Below are 21,347 nucleotides of genomic sequence, written 5' to 3' on the forward strand. Positions count from 1 at the left end.
GCTTACAACTCGTTCCCCCCTTTCACTAGGATCATCGTACCTCCTATAAAATGGTTCGTATATTAACGTAAACCTGTGATAATCAACTTTTTTTGACTCTTCATAAAAAAATGCCACTATTCGTAAAACAGCCTAGCTTTTCATTACCCTTAAAAGAAGAAAAAACAGATAAGCCAGCTGCATGCGGCTTATCTGTTTCTATTCTTCACTGCTTAGGAATCCGTTCTTTTTCGATATTCGCTCGGTGTAACGCCCGTGTATTTCTTGAACATCCGATTGAAGGATGTAATGTTCTGATAACCCACAGATTTGGCGGCATCATGGATTTTGATACGGCTATCGGCCAGAAGGTCTGTCGCTTTCGCAATACGTGTTTCATTGATATAGTCCACAATGTTCTTGCCGGTCTTGGCTTTGAAGTAAGAGGATAAATATCCGCTGCTCATTTTTAGCTTCTCGGCGAGAATATCTAAGTAGATTTCTTCCGATAAATGCTCGTGAATATAATCCATGACGAAAGAGGTTACTGGGTATTTCTCTTCCTTCTGATCTCGGACAGCTTCCGACGAAAGCGTCACCCACTCGAGCATCAGCAGCTCAAGCTCCTCCATGGTGCTGCACTGTTGAATACGCTCCCCCGCTTTGCCGTAAAGAGAGGCCAGTCGCTCAGTATCGATCGGGTAGGACGCGATCGCGTTTCGAATTTTACCTGCAAGGGAGTCAGCAAACCCCTGCATGACAGAAGCTGTCAATGCCTTGCTTCGCCACCTTGCAAAAAGCCGTTCCAAGAGTGCTATAAGCTGCTGCGTATTTCCTTCACGTAATTGCGTTTCCAGCTCTTTTTCTTGATCAGGTGATAAGCCAATTGAAATCGGAACTGATCTTCGTTCCTGAATCAGCTGAGTTTCGTTCATGAGCAGCCGTTCTTCAAGCAGCGCCTCTGCCTCCTCAAAGGCCAAAGTCAGCTGTGTGGATGCTGTGTAAACGGAAGTTACGGCGATCGTGATGACACCGAACTCTCTATCATGATCAAAAACTTGCTTCATTTCCCCGAGCAAATTGGTGATTTGGCCTTTGTCGTCCGTGAAAACAAGACTTAGAATTTGATCCTTTTCAATTTGAAAGGTCATAGAGTCCGGGTAACTCGGCTGAATTAAGCTGTCAATATACGTTTTCATATAATAGGCCCATTGCTGCATGGTAGCGTTAGAAGATGACGATTTAAATGATTGTTGAATTTGAAAAAGAATAAAAACGAAAGGTTTGTCGGCAAAATCAAGCTTGAGCGCATCATGCTCGTGGCCACGAATAGCTTTCAAGTGGTTCATGAAGGAAAGCTGCTTACGAATCATTTGACTGCCGTGAATTTCATGGGAGATAATATTAAATTCCTTAATGTTGGACCTAAATGGTGTTGGTTCGTTCATCTGCCGCAAGGATTCGATGACTTTCTTTAACGGGTTATTAATCCTAGCTGCAAACAGGAATGAGAAGATTACACTGAGCACAATCGCAGCTGCAAGAATGGCAACAACCGTAATGCTGAACTGAGATTGATTCGCGATACGCTCGACGGGAACCCGGTACAGATAGGTGTAACCGGTGCCTTCACCTTTCATCGTAAAATGGTACTTACGATCTCGAATAAAATCACTGCCTTCGGCCTGCCTAAGATCATCAAACGCAAGGGCGGCTTCTTGCGCCGTGCTTTTAAATAGTGGCTCTCCATCTTGGTTATAAATAATTAAATCGTTATAAAGGCTTTGGTGAAACGCTTTATACATTTTGGCAGCATCGAGAAACACGATCATATAGAAATCATCGCTGTTTTTAATCAGCAGCGGGATCATGTCCCCAAGCGGTTGAGGGCGGTCACGAAAAATATGATTCGTCATTGGCGCAGCAGGCAGCATACGGTTGGCAAACGATTCCGTAAACTGCCGGCGCCAGAAATCGAGCGGATACGATTCGCTTTTATAAAACACTTGGAACATCGCTTCGGCGTTCGTACTCGTTCCTTTTTCCACCACAAGATCGCCTTGTTTGGCATAAAAAACGATGTCTTCGATAAATAGGTAAGGATTTGTTGTGAAGCTGGATATTTCCCGAATGACGTCAGGAAAACGGCTATAATTGGGGGCACTGCGCAACCTTTGTACCTCATCACTGTAAAAAAACAGATACATCTGCTTTTTGATCAAGTCCAAATGCTTTTCATAATTGTTCTTCGTATTTTCGAGCATCAGCGTGTTGTACTTGACGATCTCCTGCCTCACATTCTGTTTGGACACCGAGACAGCGTAAACGATCAGGGAGGCGAGCAGCAGAATGATGCATAGAAATCCTGCAATTAGCCGCATAAAAAGCGAATTGGACTTGTTACGGATGAAAATAATCGGTTGTAAGGTTTTCATGCAATCCCCACTTTTTATGCAGGATATAATCGTGTTTACATCGTCGACTTGTGTCTATCTTAGCAAACAGGCCCATGGGTGTAAATCACTCGATTCATTCCTCCTGATAGATCTCGACAGCCCCCATTAATCCATAGGGCTGCAATCGGTATGCCGGCGTATAATTTGCTTCATCCGGATGAAAAGACCACCAATCCGTCCAGCCCCGATCATTTGGTTTTTCATGAAACGGTCCTAATAAGTTGCGGGGACTGCCAACTACCTCAACGTCAATACAGTTCTGTCCTTGCACAAGCCAATTGGTCAACTCAACAGTGCCTGCAGCCCGCCATGGAATTGCTTGTCGATGCATTTCATTGATGGTTATCTGCAGCGTAATCGCTTCATATTCCCCTAGCTTTAGCATAATTCGTTTGCCATTATTAATGTCTGCCTCCAAATCGTAATGATAGATCATGCTTCCGCAGTAGTGAGGGTACCCCTGTTTCGTCCAATCCCCAAGCGCAAGACGCGTTGGTTCAAGAATGAGACTACGATCGTGATCGAGGGCAAAATCACCAATCAAGAAGGCATTCTCCACTTCCATGTCATGCGTATAAGCGCAGCGAATCAGTAGTTCATTCTCACCTTCACGCAAGGAGAGCAGCTTTAAATATGACATTGATCGGTCCAGAAACCAGCCATCTGGCTTTCCCGGAACCGGATGTCCGTTCAATTCAACATGAAATCGCTCTAGCTGCTCGAATACGAGTTGCGTATCTGTCTTTGGCGTGTTCTTCACATGAAAAGTAAAACGAAATGCAACCGAAGTGCCGTCCGATGCATGTGGCTCGTGTATCCAGAAATGTCGTTGAAGCTTTCCGTTCGCATAAATGGGCCGCATGCCCAACTGCTGCCGAACCGCTTGCTGTGCTTGCCACACTTCCATTGTGTCCGACCAAGCCGCTTCTCCCAGCCGGTACTGGCAAGCGTCCATGACGAGGGCGTTCGGATGGGTTCGGGAAAAGCTCGTACTTCCTTCCATTTTCGTCAGAAGTTTCATCCCCTGCTTCAGTGGACTATGCTTCTTCGCATTTGGCAGAATTCCCTTGCTTACTTTGGAGATCACATACAGCTTGGATTCCGTAGGACCGAAGCTTGCCTCAAAATGCAGGTAACCGTTGTTAGCTTGCGCCTGCTTTGCGACGACCTCTCCTGATAGCAGATCCCATTCTTCGACCCCTCCGCTTCCTTCGATCCCAACCTCCACTTCGTATGAAGCTTCGCGATCATTGTTCACGACGAAGACGATCGTGCAATCCGGCAGCTCGCGCCGCATGTACAAGAGTCGTTCGGATTCCTCTCCACTTGATTCCGTAAGACGCACAGTCCGCGGGGCAATCCGCTCGATTTCAAGGAGCAGTTCGTTCCAACTGTTCCTATGCTTAAATCCGTAATGGGCGGTTACAAGGTGCAACTCATTAGATAGCTCCGCATCCAGCAAGGTCGGAACTTGGCCATAAGCCAGAACGATTCCCCCGGCATCCATAAACGTCATCAATAGCTTAAAGGTTGACTGAAGTAAATTGCTCAGCGAAGGCAAAATAACAATGGGATAGCTTGCCTGACCGATACCGAAGCGCCCCTCAACCACAAAGCCGTCTTCTTGCATACAAAGCTCATCGCCTAAATCAAAATCAACATGCTGGCCGAGCAAATACTGAACAAAAGCATTAAACTCACGGTTATAGGCATTAAGATTATTTGTATTACCGCCATCGTTACGCCATTCTTTCGCTTTCACATCGCAACCGAGCTGTGACCATACGGTTGTCGATGGATGAATGACAAGAACATCTCTTCGGACACGCCCCTCACATAGGACTGCACCCAGCCGAGCAAAATACTGTTCCATCACATGATTATGCGGCCACCAATTCGTATTGTAATTAAAGGAAGGCGGATAATCCCGTTTTCTGCATCCTCGAAGTGTGTACAGGGACAAATGGTAGGTCATTAGGTTGACCCCAAGGACAAATTGCCAATCGCCGATCCATTTGCGGGCCTCGAACGTTAATCCCCAACCCGTTACACCGTAGGTTTCGGTGATCACCCTTTTCTTGCCATATTGATTTGCGATGCTCGAAACGTGCTTGACGCCCAAACTTTCTTCCGTTTGTTCGCACAGAATGTCGATGCCGGGGATGTCCATATAGCGATAATTCGGCATGAGCGCACCTTGATGCCTGACTGCGCCAACCAGATCTGCCTCATCACAGAAATGACCTGTAAAAGCAAGATCGTTTTCTCTGCACCAATTGCCGATTTGCTTCGTAAAGGACTGGCAGAACAACTCAGTTACCGTTTTCCAATAATCGAAACGGACTTTAGCTGCAGGCGCCCCGAGATAGAAGAAATACGGCAACGCATCCCAAATGGGGTAGCCATTCTTTTCCGCAAAAGCTTGCGGCAATTCGTCCGACCACGTAATCCAGGTCATCTCTGGTGCTTTAAGCTCCTCTTTAAAACCGAGCAGACTGGGTTCGTCCGTAAAAATCCCAGGAATTGCACGTCCGAACTCACTTCCAACAGCAGCCTTATAGGTCTCATACGTCGTTTCGATGAAAATTCGGGTGGCTTCAGCATTCAAATGATCCGGATACGTATCCCCGTGACACCATTCATTAGGGGATGCGACGATTCGGCGAAAGACCAAATAGACTTCATCCTCAGAGAGAGTCTTCGAATCCAAACTTGATGGTGTTAATCTCTCGCAGGCTAACAGTTTGTTGCCAGACAGCTTCGCGCGATACATGGTTAGCACGGCGTCATCCAAATGCAAGCTGTGAGAAACCGTGAGTGTTAAAGCTTTCGCCCGTACTGCATCGCCGCCAATTCGCGGCACAAGGCCTCCTCCCATCCCGGAAGAATAACGATCCTCATCGTACAGCCATGCGTGAACACCTTCCGCTTTCGCTTTCGCTACAGAATCCTTAACCCGCTCCATGAATGCCTCGCCCATATAAGGCGTCTCGAGACCTTCCCGCACATGCATCATAAATCCGCCCATGCCCTGTTCCTTTAAGCCCTCGATTTGTCGGTCCAGCTCCTCCTGCTCCATGGTGCCATTCCAAGACCAGAAGGGTACCGATCGGTGTTCCACGGGAGGACTCTCAAATTTTTGCAACAATCCAGACTTATTCAATGCCATTCTCCCTTCTCAGTTAAACAATTCATACGTTACCTAGGCGTTAATCGACGATAGTGATCCAGTGTCACTTTACCTAGAAGCTCTTGTCCGTTCACATAGCGGTACAACTCATCAACGATAAAATCGCAAAGCTCGCGTTTGAGCAATCCGTGAAATCCGCCAATGTGAGGCAGGCACAGGACGTTGGGCAGCGATAGCAGTTCATGACTTGCAGGCAGCGGCTCTTGATCGTACACATCGAGTGCAGCAGATATACGTCCTGTACGAAGCTCTTCCAGGAGCGCTTGTTCTTGTAGGATCGGACCGCGCGCCGTATTCACCAAGAGCGAGCCGTCACGCAGCCGTTTCAGCTGCTCTTCTCCAATCATCCCTTGCGTGCGAGGGGTCCATGTATTATGAAGCGAGACGATGTCGCTGCGTTCAAACAGTTCGTTAAGTTCACAGAGTTCAACGCCCCATTCGGCAGCCTCCTCTTCAGAGCAATAACTGGAATGCAGCAGCAATGTCGGGTGAAAAGGCTGCAGCATACGAATCACCTGCTTGGAGATTTCACCAAATCCGACCAGCCCAATTACTCTTCGCGTCACGCCGAGAATCGTATCAAGGTTATTCTGACTCCACTGGCCCTGTTTGAGTCGGCTGTTGTAACCGGCATGATCCCATGCGCCGGCCAAGAGCAAGGATACCGCGCACTCAGCGGTAGACAACGCGAGTACTTTGTTCGCTGATGTGACAGCAATCGGCGTTTCGAAAATATCCTCATTTACGATAGCTGCAACACTCCCCGCACCGTGGCCGATAAATTTCAATCTCTGTGCGTGCGCCAGCACCTCAGAAGTGAAAATCGGCGATCCCCAAGATGTAATACATGCGTCATATTCATGAATTCGCTCAGCCAGCCGTTCGCTGGTAAATCTTTCGTGAAGGGGGACGAAATCTACTTCCGAAAAGCCCGCTAGTTTTTTCAAAGTAGCATCTAACCAAAATAATTTGCGCAGACCTTCGTCAGCAATGGTCACTAATGTTTTCACTTATAAATCCCTCATTTCTCCAACGTATGACAACCAGCTTGCATAAATTCGATATATGCAGGAAACACAGTCTGAGGCTCCATGCCGGGTACTTGCAGTTCCTTTCGCCATTTGGTTTCCCATTCTAAGGAATAGAAGCCCATATAGCCTGATTGATCCAACAGCCGCAGGATCTCTGAGATAGGAATGCGTCCCTCTCCCACTTTCGTGTATTTCCAATTAAGCTCCATTGGATCTTCAAAGGGCATGCCATCCTTCATATGAACATGAGCGATTCGGGAGCCCAATAAAGCGATCGTATCCTGCGGCGACTCATCTTCCTCCAGCGGATGAATGATGTCATAAATAACCGCACAATTGGACCGATCCACATCTTCCAGCAGCTTCTTCAACGATTTCCCAGTAGCAAATTCATTATGAGTTTCGACCCAAACTTGGACATTGCAAGCGCCTGCATAATCACAAGCTTCTTGAACACTTTTCACAATTTGAGGGTAATTAATGGCCGGAACGGAATGATCTCTACGATTACGAAAGTAGCCTAGGAAGACCCGTACGCCGCTAGCCTTTAAATCACTGGCAAGTGAGGCGACCTTTTGAAACTGATACAACTGTTCTTGATCCCCTTCATGGCCAGTGAAACATATGCTTGAACCAATATTGCTAATGGTTAACCCCACTTCTTCGAGCTTCTGAACCGTCGTGTGTCTCTGTTGGATGTTCATCTCGGCGGATATTCCCCAATTCGTTCCTTCCCGCAGCTCCATTGCGCTAAAGCCGCACTTCTTGGCTATCTGGATCATTTCCTCCAAGGACCAGCCATCACAGGGCAGCGTGCTAAAAGCCAACCTCGTCATGCGTCATACCTCCTCTCGCTATAAGGATCATTATGGCAGGACCGAATAGTAAACGCTTTCCCTTTTCCGTGATTTCTTTGAATAAATCAACGATTCCATGTATCATAAAATAGAAATGCAGGACAATTGAAACTCGCGGAGGTCTATATGTCCGATTATCCGATCTATTCTACCAAAGAAATGCTCGACGAAACGTTTCCCTTCAAAATTGAAATTCGCAGGCCGCATTCCATGAATCGCATCCTGCATGCGCACGAGCATCTCCAACTTTGCTATATGCTGTCTGGCAGTTGTCTACATTGGGTGGCCGGTCAGCAATATGTGCTCACAAAAGGTGATCTATTCTCGATCCCCCCCTATCAGGAGCATCGCTTGGAGCTCCGTGAATCGATGGATTTCGTTATGATCCAGGTAGACTTTATGCCCCATGCCCTCAATGGCAGCCTTCGCGATTTGGCGCATATGGAGACCTTTGTTGATTTTGCATATATTAGGCCTCTTATTACCGACGCGGACTTGCTGCCCAAAATGACACTTCCTCCTCCTACGCAAACGGTGGTTGAAAGCCTTCTCCATGTCATTCTCGCCGAATGGGAGTCTCAAGAAGAAGGTTACCGGCTGGCGATTAAAGCCGAACTGCTCAGACTTCTCGTCATTACTGTCAGACAATATAAGCGGTTTATCCATTTGCAAAGTCATCAGGATAGCCACAGAGTAGCCTTGCATAGAAAAGCTTTCTATGAGGCAATTCATTATATGGAGTCGCATTTCCATGAGGAGCTTCATTTGGAAGATGTAGCAGCCAAAGCGTTGATGGCCCCTTCGTATTTCAGTCATATGTTGAAGCTAGTTAGAGGCAAAACTTATATCGAGCTCTTAACGGACATTCGCATACAGTCAGCGATGGCGCTGCTCAAAGATACCGATTTGAATGTGACTGAAATTGCTGCACAGGTCGGTTATAATCACATCAGCCATTTCAATCGAACCTTTAAAAAGCATACAGGCATCACGCCCGGAGATTACCGGAAACATCAAACGTAAACGAAAGTAACCATATTGCAACGTAAAAGACCGCCATTTTTGGCGGTCTTTTACATGTTAATAATTTGAATTGCTGACGATTACCCTATGGAAAAGGTTGCCGTTCAAATGAAAACGGCTGCCTTCCTTGTTTGTTCAGCTCTCGTTCCTACAAAAAGAGAAGCTGCCGCGAGGGAATCTCTTTTAAAGAGACGTATTGGAGTTTCGAGGAATAGCATTTTTCTTTAAAAACTTTACAGTTAAACGGATAACATTTTGGGTTTCTTTCTGTTTCACTAATGCTTTGATCACTTCGGGTATGTTTTCTAAAATTTCAAAATGACGCACTTTTTGAATCACTTCTACTATCTTTCCCGATCCACATTTCTGAAAGTCATACCCTATAGTGTTAATAAATGCGATTAACATTAAATGAAGTACCACAATACGATCCCAACGCAATCTGTCTTCAAGTCGATTCATACCATTGAAAAATTCAGAAAGGGAAGTGAAATCTTTCAACCTTGTATCAAATTCTTCCAACGTAATAACTTTCCCATCATCTACGAATCTATCACACATACTACGTAAATGATCACTATAAAAATGATCATACTTACTATTGTAGGGAACACCATCAAATAATCTGACGTCCGTGCAAATCCAATGTAGGGCTTTTAGAAACATTAAGAACTCAATGTCTTTTCTGTTTCCAATCTGTGAGTCGATGTAAATTGCTTCATTTTCAAACATTCGAACGATCGTTAATACACGAAGGAAGCGGTACATTGTTGATTTATGATAATAGGATTCATTAGCCAACCATCCCTTTTCTTCATTTTCATATAAATTTAATAAACGATAATGCAGTTCAGTTGCTGCTTCTAAAACCCTTCCCTGATAACTACCGATTAACTCACGTAATTTCTTCTTTTGCTCATAGCTGTACTCTTTCTTTAATTTATAGGAAAGAGATCTGTTGTCATAGAAAGATTTCAAAGAGGTGCTGAAAAGCGATCCTAAAATGGTTGTAATAAGTGCTACGATAGCTGACACAATTGCAGCCTGCAAAGTAGGATTTAAACTCATAAAATAGTTGTACAATTCACAACCACCGCATTTCCATTTTATGTATTTAAAAATGAGCCAGAAAAGATTCGAATTTACCTTTCTCCATCATCATATGATATCGTTTGTTTGCATCAGTACTAAATTGTGGCTTGGATTGTGCCTTATTGAGGCACCTCTTTTATTAACTATCGTCCCATGTTAGTTTCCTATAGATGGATTATTATCAGTATTCACCGAATAACATTCTCTTAAGGGAATGGATAACAAACCGGATATAGGAGATCCTATCCCCTAATCTCAGGAAGGGGTGGACAAAGTGGAGGATGAAACAACAATTCCTCAAGAGCAAGAGTCTGCACGCATGGCAGAATATGAGTTTAATCACGATTACGATCTGATACGTGCCTATGCCGAACAATTGAATGGTGAGGTCGAATCTGGAGAAGATTAACCGCTCGACTTGATGATGGGTGCCATAGGTTACTGCGGCATTTTTGTTTGTTTACAACAATAATTTACCAGTAGCAAAAGAGAATGCTCTCATGGACGCAAAAAAAGTGGCCAAGATTGGATTCCAAGCTCTTATGAAAAGAAAAATGTTCGTTGTTCCAGGCTTCCAAAACTGGTTGCTGGCTCAAGCTCCCCGCCTCTTTCCCAGAATTCATATAATGTCAATAACAATCTTGAATGAAAACATGGAGCAGATGCCGCGGCAATCTGCTCCATGTATATTTCTAATCTAAATTACAATGTAAACTCTTGTGCTGGACCTTTGTTATCTTTTCTCCTGATCTCATGATACTGATCGTTTGTATATTCCTTAATAACTTTTCTCCAACACTACAGTCAATCTGTCACTTCCTAACACAGCAATTTTGATAATGTTTAACGCTACATTTAATGCTTATTTGGTGTTGCCCACACCAGATGAATAGTGTTATAAATGTATCTTTCTACACGGTGAACACGTACTTTTGATTTCTCAAGAATATCCATGATATCCCGGTCCAAATGACATCCCACTAATCGATTGAACAAAGGCTCCATTAACTTTTGAGTTCTATTCATCCATCGGTTCGAACTAAGGCCATGCTCCAATAACAGTATTTGACCATCTGGTTTGCAAAAGGTGTTAAGTGAATCCAATAATTGAATAGGATTGTCATAGCCGCAAAAGGATAATGTGGATACGATTGTATCAAATGAATTCTCGGGAAAGGAGAGTAATTCAATATCCGATTGCACGAACGTTGCCATAATTCCGCTCTCTGCGGCAGAAACTTTGGCTTTAGACAGCATCTCACTACTAAAGTCTACAGCTGTCACTTTCACATCTTTAGGGTAAAAATTGAAATTTGCTCCGGCCCCAACAGCGATCTCCAATACGTCCCCTTTTGCGCTTCCTAACAATGTGGATCGCCATTTTCGCTCAGATTGCTTCTTTCTTCTCTTCTCATATAGGTTAGATTGTTTATCGAATTTACGGATTAATTTCTCTTTGCTCACAATACACCTCCGTTATACGTATGAATCCACAAAAAATGGAGTACCTCCATAACCTATTTACCTTACCATAATCTAATCATAGTAAAAACAAAAAGCTTCATCTAACAGAGATAGTTAGTTGAAGCTTTCTGTATAGTTTATTGCAATTTCTGCACTGAGTAAATCATCAAGTGGAATCCAATCGATCCCATCTTCGTGAGATACCTTTAATCTTCTAAATTCCTGATCAATATTAGTAATTAGACCTGTAATCTGTCGGTCACCATTTTCATCATATATTCTCAAATTAATAAATTTCTGATCTTGAAGAGCTTCACTAAGAACTTTTGCTAATTTTTCATTCTCTCGATTTGCACTAAACTCCATTTTCTTCCACCTTCACGATTCCTTTATTGCGTCACGTCCATCAGGTATATTATCTCAATCCCCTACTTCGCTCTCCCTCTTCACAAAAACATATGTTCGCATATCATTGTAACCTTAATCTAAATGAAAAGACAACAATTATTTCTTCAAATCCTACCCTTTCGCATAATGAAGGCTGCCGAACTTTACTTCGGCAGCCTTCTTATTTCGTTTATTTAGCTCTCATTACCTGTTATATTACTCTCCCTTTCGAATGAGAGATAAACCAATCATACAAACAGGTAGTAGTAATCCAAATGTGAATGCATAGGGAAACCATATTTTTGATACGAAATTAAGGAAATAGCTTTCGTTGGGGTATGAAACGATGGATAACACAATCAAAATCATCCCAAAAGGGAAAAATAGGGGGCGAATTTCTTCCATTTTGATAACTTGAGCGAAACTAAGGACTGAAGCGTAGAAACAAATCGTAAGTTTAAAAAAGATCGTAATAAACCAGATCCCCGCCATTATAACTTCTAATCTTTCCAGAAATCGTCCAACACTAATCATTTTCGCTAAACTATAGCTTGGATACAAATTCCTTGCGGTAATACCTGCACCAAGAACAAGAATCGAGATCAAGGTTATCATAATCAATAATATTCCTGCGATCACCGTCCCCACAAAAAACGCTTTATTAGCTTTTTTTGCACAATTCACGAAAGGAATAACCATCAATAATACGATAAGTTCCATAAAGGGGGTCCCTGTAAAAGGTAAGCTCGCTTTGATGACAGGAATAATGCCTTCGCCGAGATAAGGTTTAAGTTGAATAAGCCGGAATTGCGGTGCCAGAAATAAAACCATAGCAAAAAAGAATATCATAACCCATGGAAAAAAAATCTCCCCGGTACGTGCAATAGTTTCAATACCATGCCTACTTGCCATAATAACAACTAAGAGAAAGATCATGAGTATAAATTGAAGCGGCGTATCTGGGAGAACCTGGGTTACTACAAAGTCGCCGATGTTCCGCAATACAAGCGCTGCAAGGAGGAAGAAGAAACAGAAATAAAGCAAAGAAACTATTTTACCTATCCAAATACCAAATATAGCTTCGCACATTTCTACCAATGTTTGGTTAGGAAATTGTCTTACCAATGCTTGATAGAGAAAGAGGGTCAGCAAACCAATACACACTGATAGAATAGCGGCTATCCATGCGTCTTGCTTCGCTTCCGCTGCGAGACCAGAGGGAGTTATTAATATGGAGCTTCCAACTGTGAATAGTATGACGAGAATGGTGAATTGTCGGATGCCAATTATACTTTTTCCCATATCTCTGTTATGCCTCCTCTCTTATTTACTCAATTTCACTGTAAAAACCCTAAAATGAAATCGCTGCAAGGTTGATAAACAAAGGTGATGAGATCTAAAGGATTGGGCAGCTTCATACGCATGCTCTGAGCAATGCTTAGTATTGTACCTAGCAATACTAAGAAACAAACGATAACGAATTCTTTATACAGCCTTTTTTTCATAAGCGATGGAAGCTCAAGCATCGCGATAGCTGCAGAGGCCAAAAGTATCCCTGTAATAGTCCACATTTAGATCATTCCTTTGTATTTTGTAACAGAGAATCACTTACGGTGCCAAGACGACGAATTTTCACTTCTGTTTTCACAAGTACAGGTAAGTCCGGAAATTGTTCCTTCCAACTTTCTTTGTTTTTATTCCAATATTTAGGGTCCGCTCGATATATCGCTTCACCAAAGCCAAATATATCGACGTTATATTTTTTCGCTTTTTGAATGGTGGCCTCCAGAATATGTTTCACTTCTTCTTGCGCCGTTTCTTCCAGTTTCTGAATAATTTCCGGATCAAGTAGATTGATCTTACACTGGACTTCACCCACATTCTGCTCGAGAAAAACATCAACATTGATTTGCGGTTTGCCGTTATCCACTTTGCCTTTCATTTTCGTTTTAGTTCGCACAACATCTACTGCTAAAACACCTCCTGTTGGGCAATCTATATGTCCGATCGTACTATTAACGTTGTTTATTAAATAATTGTAGCCTTTGCTTTCATTCTCATTAAGCCAACCGACAAGTTTGTCTTTTTTAAAAATCGCTAAACCCGCATATACCAAAAATGTAGGAGGATCTGTTCGATTCACATTACTCTTCTCATCACCTTTACTCGGATCCCCTTTGATTATAATACCAGTTAATACAGGATCTTTTCCCTCTGTTTGCAGATCGGAAATTAATTTGTCTAATTTTACTTTTACCGTAGGTGCCCAAACCTTTTCGGACATCTCTAACGTGGAAAACAATTTATTTGAGGGGATTTTCTCTATAGGCGTAAGTACATTTAATACATTCTCAGCCGTTGTTCCTCTGGCTACGACGATATAGAAATCAGATCGCATTTCATGATTTCTTGAAATCCCATCCAGAATCGGCGTAATCCCTTCTCTAGCCAATTCTTCACTAATCACAAGCATCCGAAGATGGGAAGAGTAAACCTTTCTTGGACTTTGTGTGGCAATTTTTCTTAAAGATTCAAAAATGGTTTTGGATGTAGCTTTAAAGGTGCTTACGGGTGTAGTTGTTCCAGATCCGCCCCTTTTTGAAGCCACTTCACCGGGGTTAACAATTTGAATCATCACCTGCACTTGATCATCTTTTTTATCAAAACCCATACCAACCGAAATGGCGAGGTCATTAAGCTCGCGTCGGCTCCAACATCCCGTGAGTAATCCAATCGTGACAAACAAGGCAACGAACACCATTACATATCTTCGCATTACCGATGACTCCTTTATCTATGGCGTGTTTTCAGGCTTATTCGAAGAGGCATTGTTTTCTCGAATGTTGTTTTTTTGACTAATGAGCCTAGGCCGTGTAGATAATGCCCATTGAGGCAAACGAAAAATGGTATCTTTCTGATCCGCTAAGATAAAAGGTGCCATTGGAGCCATGTACGGAATTCCGAAGGACCTTAGACTACTCAAATGGATAACGATAGCAATAAGCCCCACAGTTACACCAAATAACCCAAAAGAAGCCGCTACTAGCATTAATAGAAATCTCAAAATCCGAATCGTAATCCCCATATTGAAGGAAGGAATAACAAAATTGGAAATGGCAGTGATGGCCACTATGATAACCATCGCAGGAGACACCAAACCTGCTTCTACTGCGGCTTGACCGATTACTAATGCCCCTACAATTGAAACGGCTTGTCCGACAGTCTTCGGCAACCTCACACCGGCTTCTCGAAGGATTTCGAAAGTTATTTCCATGACAGCAGCTTCGATAAAAGCGGGGAAAGGAATCCCCTCTCTTTGAGCAGCTAAACTGATTAGTAAGGAGGAGGGCAGCAATTCTTGGTGAAAGGTGGTTATGGCAATATATAGGGATGGAGCCAATAAAGATATGAAAAAACATGCATAACGAAGCAATCGAAGAAGTGTTGCAAAATCCGCTCGTTGGTAATAATCTTCCGCAGATTGATAAAATTGAGTAAATAAGGCAGGTGCCATAAGCACAAAGGGAGTGCCATCGACAAGAATCGCAATACGCCCTTCCATTAACCCAGCGGCGACAACATCGGGGCGTTCCGTATTGTACAGGGTGGGGAACGGTGAATAAGTTTCGTCTTGGATCAGCTCTTCGACATTACCACTTTCAAATATCGCATCGATATCGATTCGTCCAAGTCGAATTCTTGCTTCCTGCACCAATTTGTCATTCACAATGCCATTCATATACATGATGGCTACTTCTGTTTTGCTCTTACGCCCGATTGTCATGGATTCCATCCATAGGTCGGGATCTTTTATTTTACGTCTGACGAGTGCGGCGTTAGTGCTTATTTGTTCTGTAAACCCTTCCCTTGGTCCTCTTACGACAGATTGCGTGGTCGGTTCTTCAACGGACCGATGCTCCCCGCCTTGTGTATTCGCCGCTAATCCCTGCCCCCACCCATTCAGTAAAATAACCGTTAACCCCGCCAAAATAGCTTGATTTAAGGTTTCAAAGTCAGGGATTTCGCGAACTTGACCGAGTGTACTCATTGAATTTCTTAAAGCATTAAGGGGGAACTCACTTAAATCAACTTTTAAATTTTCGGTAAGCAGAGCTTGAATAGAATTTGGATTAACCAGACCATTTATGTAAATAAATCCAATTTGTATCGAATCCGCTCCATTCAGATTAACGGTTTGCGTTATGACATCGTTACTATTTCCAAAGGTTTTCTTGACTCTGTCCATGTTAAGTTCAAGCGACAGCTCAAGTGATTCTGTTGAGAACGACGAATTATTCTGATCGGGTCTTGTTTCAACTGAGCGCTTCTTATTATTCCGAAAAATTTTCTCGATGAAATCCATGATAAATGAAATCCCCTCCTACTCAGTATTCTTATTCTTTGACATTGACTTTCGAATTGCTCCAACCCCTAGTATAAGTAATGGATACGCTAGCCCAATAGTGATCACATAGGGGATATAAGGTTTGCTATCAAATTCTGCCATATATGCAACATTGGGATAAACGACAAGTGAATAAACAACCAGAATCATTCCTAAAGGTAAAACAAGCGGGCGATAATCTTTTATATTCAATATTTGAGCTAGCCCTATAACAAAGCCATAAAAATAAAAAGTTGTCTTAAAATAAACCGTCAGAAACCAAATCCCTGCAATTAGGATTTCAACACGTTCCAATAAATTGCCAATGTTTATCTGTTTGGCTAAAACATAGCTAGGAAACATATGTCTTTCAGTTATTTTAGTTCCCAATACGGATATGCATAAAAAGGTAATCATTACGAAAAATAATCCGCCTAATAAGGTAGCAATCAGGAAAGCTTTTTTTGCTTTTTGATTTTGATTGACATGAACCGGGAATACCATGAACAGCACGATAAAAGGAAGTGAAGAAGTACCAGCAACGGACATGGCCGCTTTTATCAGAGGTTTATATCCAACTGTGAACATGGGTTGCAACAATTCAAATTGAATTTCCGGCAAGAGACATACGACCAAAATAATAAATAGCAGAATGATCCATGGAAAAAAAATTTCTGCCGCGCGGACTATGGCTTCAAGTCCAAGACGCACACCCATGACAACGACGATGCCAAAAATAAGATTGACAGCTTGAATGGGTGTATCAGGCATAACTTGTGTGTTCACAAAATTCCCCATATAAAACAAAACCGTAGTTGCACCGACAAATGCAAAAAAAATAAATACTAGGGAGAGCAGCTTACCCAGCCATTTCCCAAACAATATTTCATTATATTTAGTAAGGCTCATGTTTGGAAAATAATCTCCAACCTTGTTGTATAAACATACGACTAGCAAATTTAAGCCAACTCCGATTATAGCTGCGAGCCAGGCGTCCTGTTTAGCGTCCGCAGCAAGCCCCGATGGAATAACCAAGATTGTAGTCCCAATCGTAAATATCATTACGAGTACTGCAAATTGGTTCACGGTTATTTTAACGTCTTCCATACTTCCCTCACTAGTGATTCAGTTTAATGATACTATTCCCATATTTCCAAAAATCATCAATAAAGTATGAAATGTCCAATTATACGCAATAGTATTGCTATAAAAAATACACCTCCTCGAATTGTCAAAGGGGTGTACTAATAAAAATATCCATAATTTGGATTAACATAAAAATTGTGGGTAAAATAAAACTTACAACATGTTATATGTTGTATAAGATACGAAGGTGGTCATTTCCTATGCATGTTGTAATAGCTTTATTTACTATTTATTCAGTTTGGCGATGGGCAGATTGGAAGAACTGGCACAAATATCACACAACTATGCTCTTTATCATGGGTGGTGGTCTTTTGTATGAATATCTTACCAAGGACTTTCATATGTGGGTTTTTCATCCCGACTTTCTTTATAATCATCGGATAACGGTGATTGTATATGCCGTAATAACAATGCCCTTAAGCGTTCTTATATTCCTCTCAAACTACCCGACAACAACGAAGTTAAAGCAGAGCTGGTACTTATTCAAATGGGTATTTATATATTCACTTGTCGAATTAGCTTTACAGATCTGTGGTAGAATCTCATACGATAATGGCTGGACTTTTTGGTACTCAGTGGTGTTTGATGTCATGATGTTTCCTATGCTTAGACTACATCACACGAAACCACTACGTGCCTACTTATTCTCGCTAATAATTATCGTAGTACTAATGTGGTATTTCAAAGTTCCAATAAATTGAATATGCCAAAAAGCCCCCCGGTGAGGAGTTTACTTAAATGATCTTAGTCTTATATGGCGTGTTGAATGTAGTTTGTTTCATTTTTTTTATTATCCAAAAGAAAAAGCTGCATATCCTTGAAATCAGCTGTTGGTTGCCTTTCTGCCGCGGCAATCTGCTCCCTGTTTATTGTGCTCGTTTCCCATTTGCAGAGTGGGATAATGTCTGATTCAAATTAACCATATTGGTAACAACATAACATTTGTCCAAACCTTATGCTTCATGATCTCATATTTTGTTGTATTCATCCTAATCATCTCTATCAAATGATGAGAAACAAGGAGGGTAAATCCTATGAAGCTTAATAAAAAAGCCGTCGTAATGAAGCAGACGGACAACATTCAAACTCAACCCATTACCGTGAAGGGACTGCGAATCATATCCCGTCGTATACTACCTCTTTATGAACGCATAGCAAACGATCGTCTGTATGCGAAGCGACTGATTAACGCCATGAGAACATTTGATTTAGATCGAACCACAAGAGTGATCCAGCAGGAACTTCCAGGCGCAGGTGCCTCTATAGGAGCCGGCTTCAGTGCGAGCTACAGTCTCAGAGTTACAAAAAAGACGAAGGTTTATTTGGACACTGGTATATTTAGTCCGGGGCAGCTACTAAGTATACAATCCGAGGATATCCGTAGAGTAAGTCTAATCATGCTGCAGCTGCTGCGAAAACTTGCCAACGATGGTATATTTGCAGCACGGTTCATCAGGCTCGTGAGAACGAGAAAACAGGCTGAGTTACTGCGGTTGGTCAATAACGTCAATTCGAAGCTTATTGTTTCCGCCACTATCAGCGAGTACGGCCCTTTATTTGTTGTCTGCTTGTCTAACGGAAAGCGCTATAACCTTTCCTTTGAGCAGTCTTAATGAGAAAGATTGATTGAATCTTATTTGGATGAAATGTAAATATCTATTTGTTTTCAATCCGGCACAACCCGGTAAACTTTTTTCTTCCCTCTATTTTGCAAAATACGGGTTGGCACACATGACATTTTCAAAACATCCGTTATCCCTTTTTCATTTTTCGTTAAGGTTAACATCAAGATTGTTCCTTGCAATCTAGCGGTATGCCGGGGGAGTTCGGTGGATACGAAATTTCCTAAAGAAGACGCCGCTACCCGATTTCTAATGTGTCCGTCGATGTCCTTCCGTTTATACATTTTTATCGGATGCAGCACATGGGGATGCGCTCCCAGCACTACATTCACACCATTATTAAACAACACCTGAATGAGCTGGATTTGGTTGTGGTCGGGATAAGTTCGAAATTCTTTCCCGAAATGTAAGCAAACGATGATGAAATCTGTTCTACTCTTCAAACTGCGCACGTCCGCTATTATTTTTTTCCGGTTTAGCCGGTTGACTAACCACGGCTCAGGGACAGGGATCCCGTTCGTTCCCTTCGTATACGCCAATATTCCGATTTTTATTCCCTTTACGTTAATAATCAATTTCCGGCGGGCTTCCTGGGCGGAGCGATTCGTGCCCGTATGTCGCAGGCCGTGTCGATCGAGGACGTTTAATGTCCGCCTCAAACCGGATAGTTTCCCGTCCATACAATGGTTATTGGCTGTGCCCAATACATCGAAGCCCAAGTTCCGGAGCGTAGCAGCGAATTTGTCCGGGGAGTTGAACAACAGTTTTCCGGGCTCTTCGCGGAAATTGTTTCCAGAGAAGGTGGTCTCCAGATTGCCTATCGTTAAATCAGATTTCCGCAGATAGGGTTTCACTTTTGAAAAAATAGGGTCGAATCCGCCTTCCCGTGCGGCCGAGGCGATCATCTGCTTTTTCATCAACAAGTCCCCAACTGCTGCGATAGTGATTTTCATCAATCCAGTCACTCCTTTCATGATTACACCTTATGCGATAGAAAAGCGAAATGCTTGTAAGTTGGGCACCCTCGGTACGGCCAGAAGAAAAAAGCCCAAGCCTGGATCAGCTTGAGCTTTCGCATTCTAACCCTTTATAGGTTGACGCTTTTACTTCCCTTCTTTATCTTGATCAACTATATATAGGAAAGATCCTTTTAAAATGCCATGGTTCATACGAGGGCTACGATTCTTAAATATTAAGGGTTCACAGCGACACCTCTTGGATTTGATCCTACTGGAATCGTAAATACAACCGTATTTGTAATTCCGTTAATTACGGAAACATTGTTACTGCTAAAGTTCGCTGTGTAAATCGCGTTTGTTAAAGGATTGACAGCAACACCGAATGGACGAGTTCCAACTGGTGTAGTTACAACCACATGCGTAGCACCGTCTATAACGGAGACATTGTTGCTGTTGTTGTTTGTTACGTAAATACGGTTCGTATTCGGATTGGCAGAGACACCTTCTGGATTTAAGCCTACTGGAATCGTGTCTACAACTGTATTGGTTATTCCGTTAATAACGGAGACATTATTGCTTGTAAAGTTCGCTACATAAATTGCGTTTGATAAAAGATTGATACCAATATCTCTTGGATTTACTCCCACAATAGGAGAAGCAATAACCGCATTCGTAGCCCCGTCTATAACGGAGACAGTGTTACTGCCTTGGTTCGCTACGTAAATTCGGTTCGTGATAGGATTGACAGCGACTCCAAATGGATTTCCTCCTACTAGAATCGTAGTTACAACTGCATTCGTAGCTCCATCAATAACAGAGACGTTGTTACTGTTTATGTTTGCTACGTAAATACGGTTCGTATTGGGATTCACAGCGATACCGAATGGGAGTTGTCCTACTGGAATTGTAGCTATTACCGTATTTGTTACTCCGTTAATAACGGAGACATTGGTGCTGGTTGTGTTTGTAACGTAAATACGGTTCGTGTTAGGATTCACATCGACGCTGACAGGCTGTAATCCAACTGGGATGTTCGTAATGACGCTATTTGTAAACCCGTTAATAACGGAGACAGTGTCGGCTAATTGGTTTGTCACATAAATTCGATTAACAGAAGTAGGAATAGTAGGACTCGCCGGTCCTGTTGCTCCTGTCGCACCTGTTTCACCAGGTACCCCTGTTGCGCCTGTTGCTCCTGTTACGCCTGTCTCTCCAGTTGCACCTGTGTCACCTGTAGCTCCAGTTACCCCTGTTGCGCCAGTTACGCCCGTCACGCCAGTTGCACCTGTGTCACCTGTAGCTCCCGTAGCTCCAGTTACTCCTGTTATGCCTGTCGCTCCAGTTGCGCCCGTTGCTCCAGTTGCTCCTGTAGTCCCGGTTGCACCTGTAACACCTATAGCTCCTGTCGCACCCGTCGGACCTATCGGATATTGAGGAAATTCGACTTCTATTTCTCTTCCATTGTAAAGTTCAATTTCAATTTCCTCGACCTGAATCCAATCAATGACTTCTAAAAAATCCTCAAGTTCGGATTCTCTTTCAGTTGAGTCAGCATCTTCATCGAATTTCAATTCGTATTCGACACCATGAAAATACTCGATTTCAATTTTTTTGATATTAGTAATTCCCGTGGCTATTATTACATCCATTAACTGTGCAAGTTTACTCAAACCCCCAGCACCTCCCTTCATTCATCATACGTATTCCTATCATATTTGTTTGGACTTAATGGTAATAGAATAGTAACACCCAATAAT

At 42.7% G+C, this 21,347-nt stretch carries 19 protein-coding genes; 5 read left to right on the plus strand and 14 right to left on the minus strand.

Features of this window, described 5'->3' with window-relative positions:
* Positions 1-212: 212 nt before the first annotated feature.
* The 4 genes from ACSQ8P_RS18200 to ACSQ8P_RS18215 all read right to left on the minus strand — a co-directional run bounded on the left by ACSQ8P_RS18200 (position 213) and on the right by ACSQ8P_RS18215 (position 7,492).
* Positions 213-2,414, minus strand: coding sequence for a helix-turn-helix domain-containing protein (locus ACSQ8P_RS18200; RefSeq protein WP_436236454.1), 2,202 nt, complete (start codon positions 2,412-2,414; stop codon positions 213-215).
* A 94-nt stretch (positions 2,415-2,508) separates the two neighbouring features.
* Complete coding sequence (locus tag ACSQ8P_RS18205; RefSeq protein WP_436236455.1) at positions 2,509-5,556, minus strand: glycosyl hydrolase; 3,048 nt, start codon at positions 5,554-5,556, stop codon at positions 2,509-2,511.
* Positions 5,557-5,633: 77 nt separating this feature from the next.
* Positions 5,634-6,635: a hydroxyacid dehydrogenase gene (locus tag ACSQ8P_RS18210; protein ID WP_436236456.1), complete on the minus strand. Its 1,002-nt coding sequence runs from the start codon at positions 6,633-6,635 to the stop codon at positions 5,634-5,636.
* An 11-nt stretch (positions 6,636-6,646) separates the two neighbouring features.
* Positions 6,647-7,492 carry a sugar phosphate isomerase/epimerase family protein gene (locus ACSQ8P_RS18215; RefSeq protein ID WP_436236457.1) on the minus strand — a complete coding sequence of 282 codons (846 nt, stop codon included), beginning with the start codon at positions 7,490-7,492 and terminating at the stop codon, positions 6,647-6,649.
* Positions 7,493-7,618: 126 nt separating this feature from the next.
* Between ACSQ8P_RS18215 and ACSQ8P_RS18220 the strand changes: the two genes are divergently transcribed.
* Positions 7,619-8,536 (plus strand): AraC family transcriptional regulator, encoded by a 918-nt coding sequence (locus tag ACSQ8P_RS18220; protein WP_436236458.1) that lies wholly within the window; start codon positions 7,619-7,621, stop codon positions 8,534-8,536.
* A 183-nt stretch (positions 8,537-8,719) separates the two neighbouring features.
* Here the strand turns inward: ACSQ8P_RS18220 and ACSQ8P_RS18225 are convergent, their stop codons facing one another.
* Positions 8,720-9,604 (minus strand): hypothetical protein, encoded by an 885-nt coding sequence (locus ACSQ8P_RS18225; RefSeq protein WP_436236459.1) that lies wholly within the window; start codon positions 9,602-9,604, stop codon positions 8,720-8,722.
* Positions 9,605-9,893: 289 nt separating this feature from the next.
* Here ACSQ8P_RS18225 and ACSQ8P_RS18230 point away from each other — a divergent pair, with 289 nt between their 5' ends.
* Positions 9,894-10,037: a hypothetical protein gene (locus ACSQ8P_RS18230; protein ID WP_436236460.1), complete on the plus strand. Its 144-nt coding sequence runs from the start codon at positions 9,894-9,896 to the stop codon at positions 10,035-10,037.
* Positions 10,038-10,483: 446 nt separating this feature from the next.
* On the opposite strand, the gene ACSQ8P_RS18235 is transcribed toward ACSQ8P_RS18230, so the two are convergent.
* The 7 genes from ACSQ8P_RS18235 to ACSQ8P_RS18265 form a co-directional block, all read right to left on the minus strand.
* On the minus strand, positions 10,484-11,092 hold the full coding sequence (locus ACSQ8P_RS18235) for a class I SAM-dependent methyltransferase (RefSeq protein ID WP_436236461.1): 609 nt from the start codon (positions 11,090-11,092) through the stop codon (positions 10,484-10,486).
* Positions 11,093-11,206: 114 nt separating this feature from the next.
* The gene (locus tag ACSQ8P_RS18240) at positions 11,207-11,458 is read right to left on the minus strand and encodes a YolD-like family protein (RefSeq protein ID WP_436236462.1); all 252 of its coding nucleotides are present in this window, start codon (positions 11,456-11,458) and stop codon (positions 11,207-11,209) included.
* 237 nt (positions 11,459-11,695) lie between these two features.
* The gene (locus tag ACSQ8P_RS18245; RefSeq protein WP_436236463.1) at positions 11,696-12,781 is read right to left on the minus strand and encodes a GerAB/ArcD/ProY family transporter; all 1,086 of its coding nucleotides are present in this window, start codon (positions 12,779-12,781) and stop codon (positions 11,696-11,698) included.
* Between the two features lie 35 nt (positions 12,782-12,816).
* Positions 12,817-13,050 carry a hypothetical protein gene (locus ACSQ8P_RS18250; protein ID WP_436236464.1) on the minus strand — a complete coding sequence of 78 codons (234 nt, stop codon included), beginning with the start codon at positions 13,048-13,050 and terminating at the stop codon, positions 12,817-12,819.
* A gap of 5 nt (positions 13,051-13,055) precedes the next feature.
* Positions 13,056-14,225 carry a Ger(x)C family spore germination protein gene (locus tag ACSQ8P_RS18255; RefSeq protein WP_436236465.1) on the minus strand — a complete coding sequence of 390 codons (1,170 nt, stop codon included), beginning with the start codon at positions 14,223-14,225 and terminating at the stop codon, positions 13,056-13,058.
* Positions 14,226-14,273: 48 nt separating this feature from the next.
* On the minus strand, positions 14,274-15,842 hold the full coding sequence (locus ACSQ8P_RS18260; RefSeq protein WP_436236466.1) for a spore germination protein: 1,569 nt from the start codon (positions 15,840-15,842) through the stop codon (positions 14,274-14,276).
* Between the two features lie 18 nt (positions 15,843-15,860).
* The gene (locus tag ACSQ8P_RS18265) at positions 15,861-16,970 is read right to left on the minus strand and encodes a GerAB/ArcD/ProY family transporter (protein ID WP_436236467.1); all 1,110 of its coding nucleotides are present in this window, start codon (positions 16,968-16,970) and stop codon (positions 15,861-15,863) included.
* 239 nt (positions 16,971-17,209) lie between these two features.
* On the opposite strand from ACSQ8P_RS18265, the gene ACSQ8P_RS18270 reads away from it, so the two are divergent.
* From ACSQ8P_RS18270 to ACSQ8P_RS18280, 3 genes are all read left to right on the plus strand, one after another.
* The gene (locus tag ACSQ8P_RS18270; protein WP_436236468.1) at positions 17,210-17,710 is read left to right on the plus strand and encodes a CBO0543 family protein; all 501 of its coding nucleotides are present in this window, start codon (positions 17,210-17,212) and stop codon (positions 17,708-17,710) included.
* Between the two features lie 37 nt (positions 17,711-17,747).
* Positions 17,748-17,918, plus strand: coding sequence for a hypothetical protein (locus ACSQ8P_RS18275; RefSeq protein WP_436236469.1), 171 nt, complete (start codon positions 17,748-17,750; stop codon positions 17,916-17,918).
* A 125-nt stretch (positions 17,919-18,043) separates the two neighbouring features.
* Complete coding sequence (locus tag ACSQ8P_RS18280) at positions 18,044-18,622, plus strand: hypothetical protein (protein ID WP_436236470.1); 579 nt, start codon at positions 18,044-18,046, stop codon at positions 18,620-18,622.
* Between the two features lie 53 nt (positions 18,623-18,675).
* On the opposite strand, the gene ACSQ8P_RS18285 is transcribed toward ACSQ8P_RS18280, so the two are convergent.
* A complete protein-coding gene (locus tag ACSQ8P_RS18285) occupies positions 18,676-19,584 on the minus strand; it encodes a CapA family protein (protein ID WP_436236471.1) in 909 nt (302 codons plus the stop codon).
* 239 nt (positions 19,585-19,823) lie between these two features.
* Entirely contained in the window at positions 19,824-21,260 is a 1,437-nt protein-coding gene (locus ACSQ8P_RS18290) for a YVTN family beta-propeller repeat-containing protein (protein ID WP_436236472.1), read from the minus strand.
* Positions 21,261-21,347 lie beyond the last annotated feature (87 nt).

The sequence above is a fragment of the Paenibacillus sp. LjRoot153 genome (genome assembly GCF_964253085.1).
Lineage (GTDB): Bacteria > Bacillota > Bacilli > Paenibacillales > NBRC-103111 > Paenibacillus_E.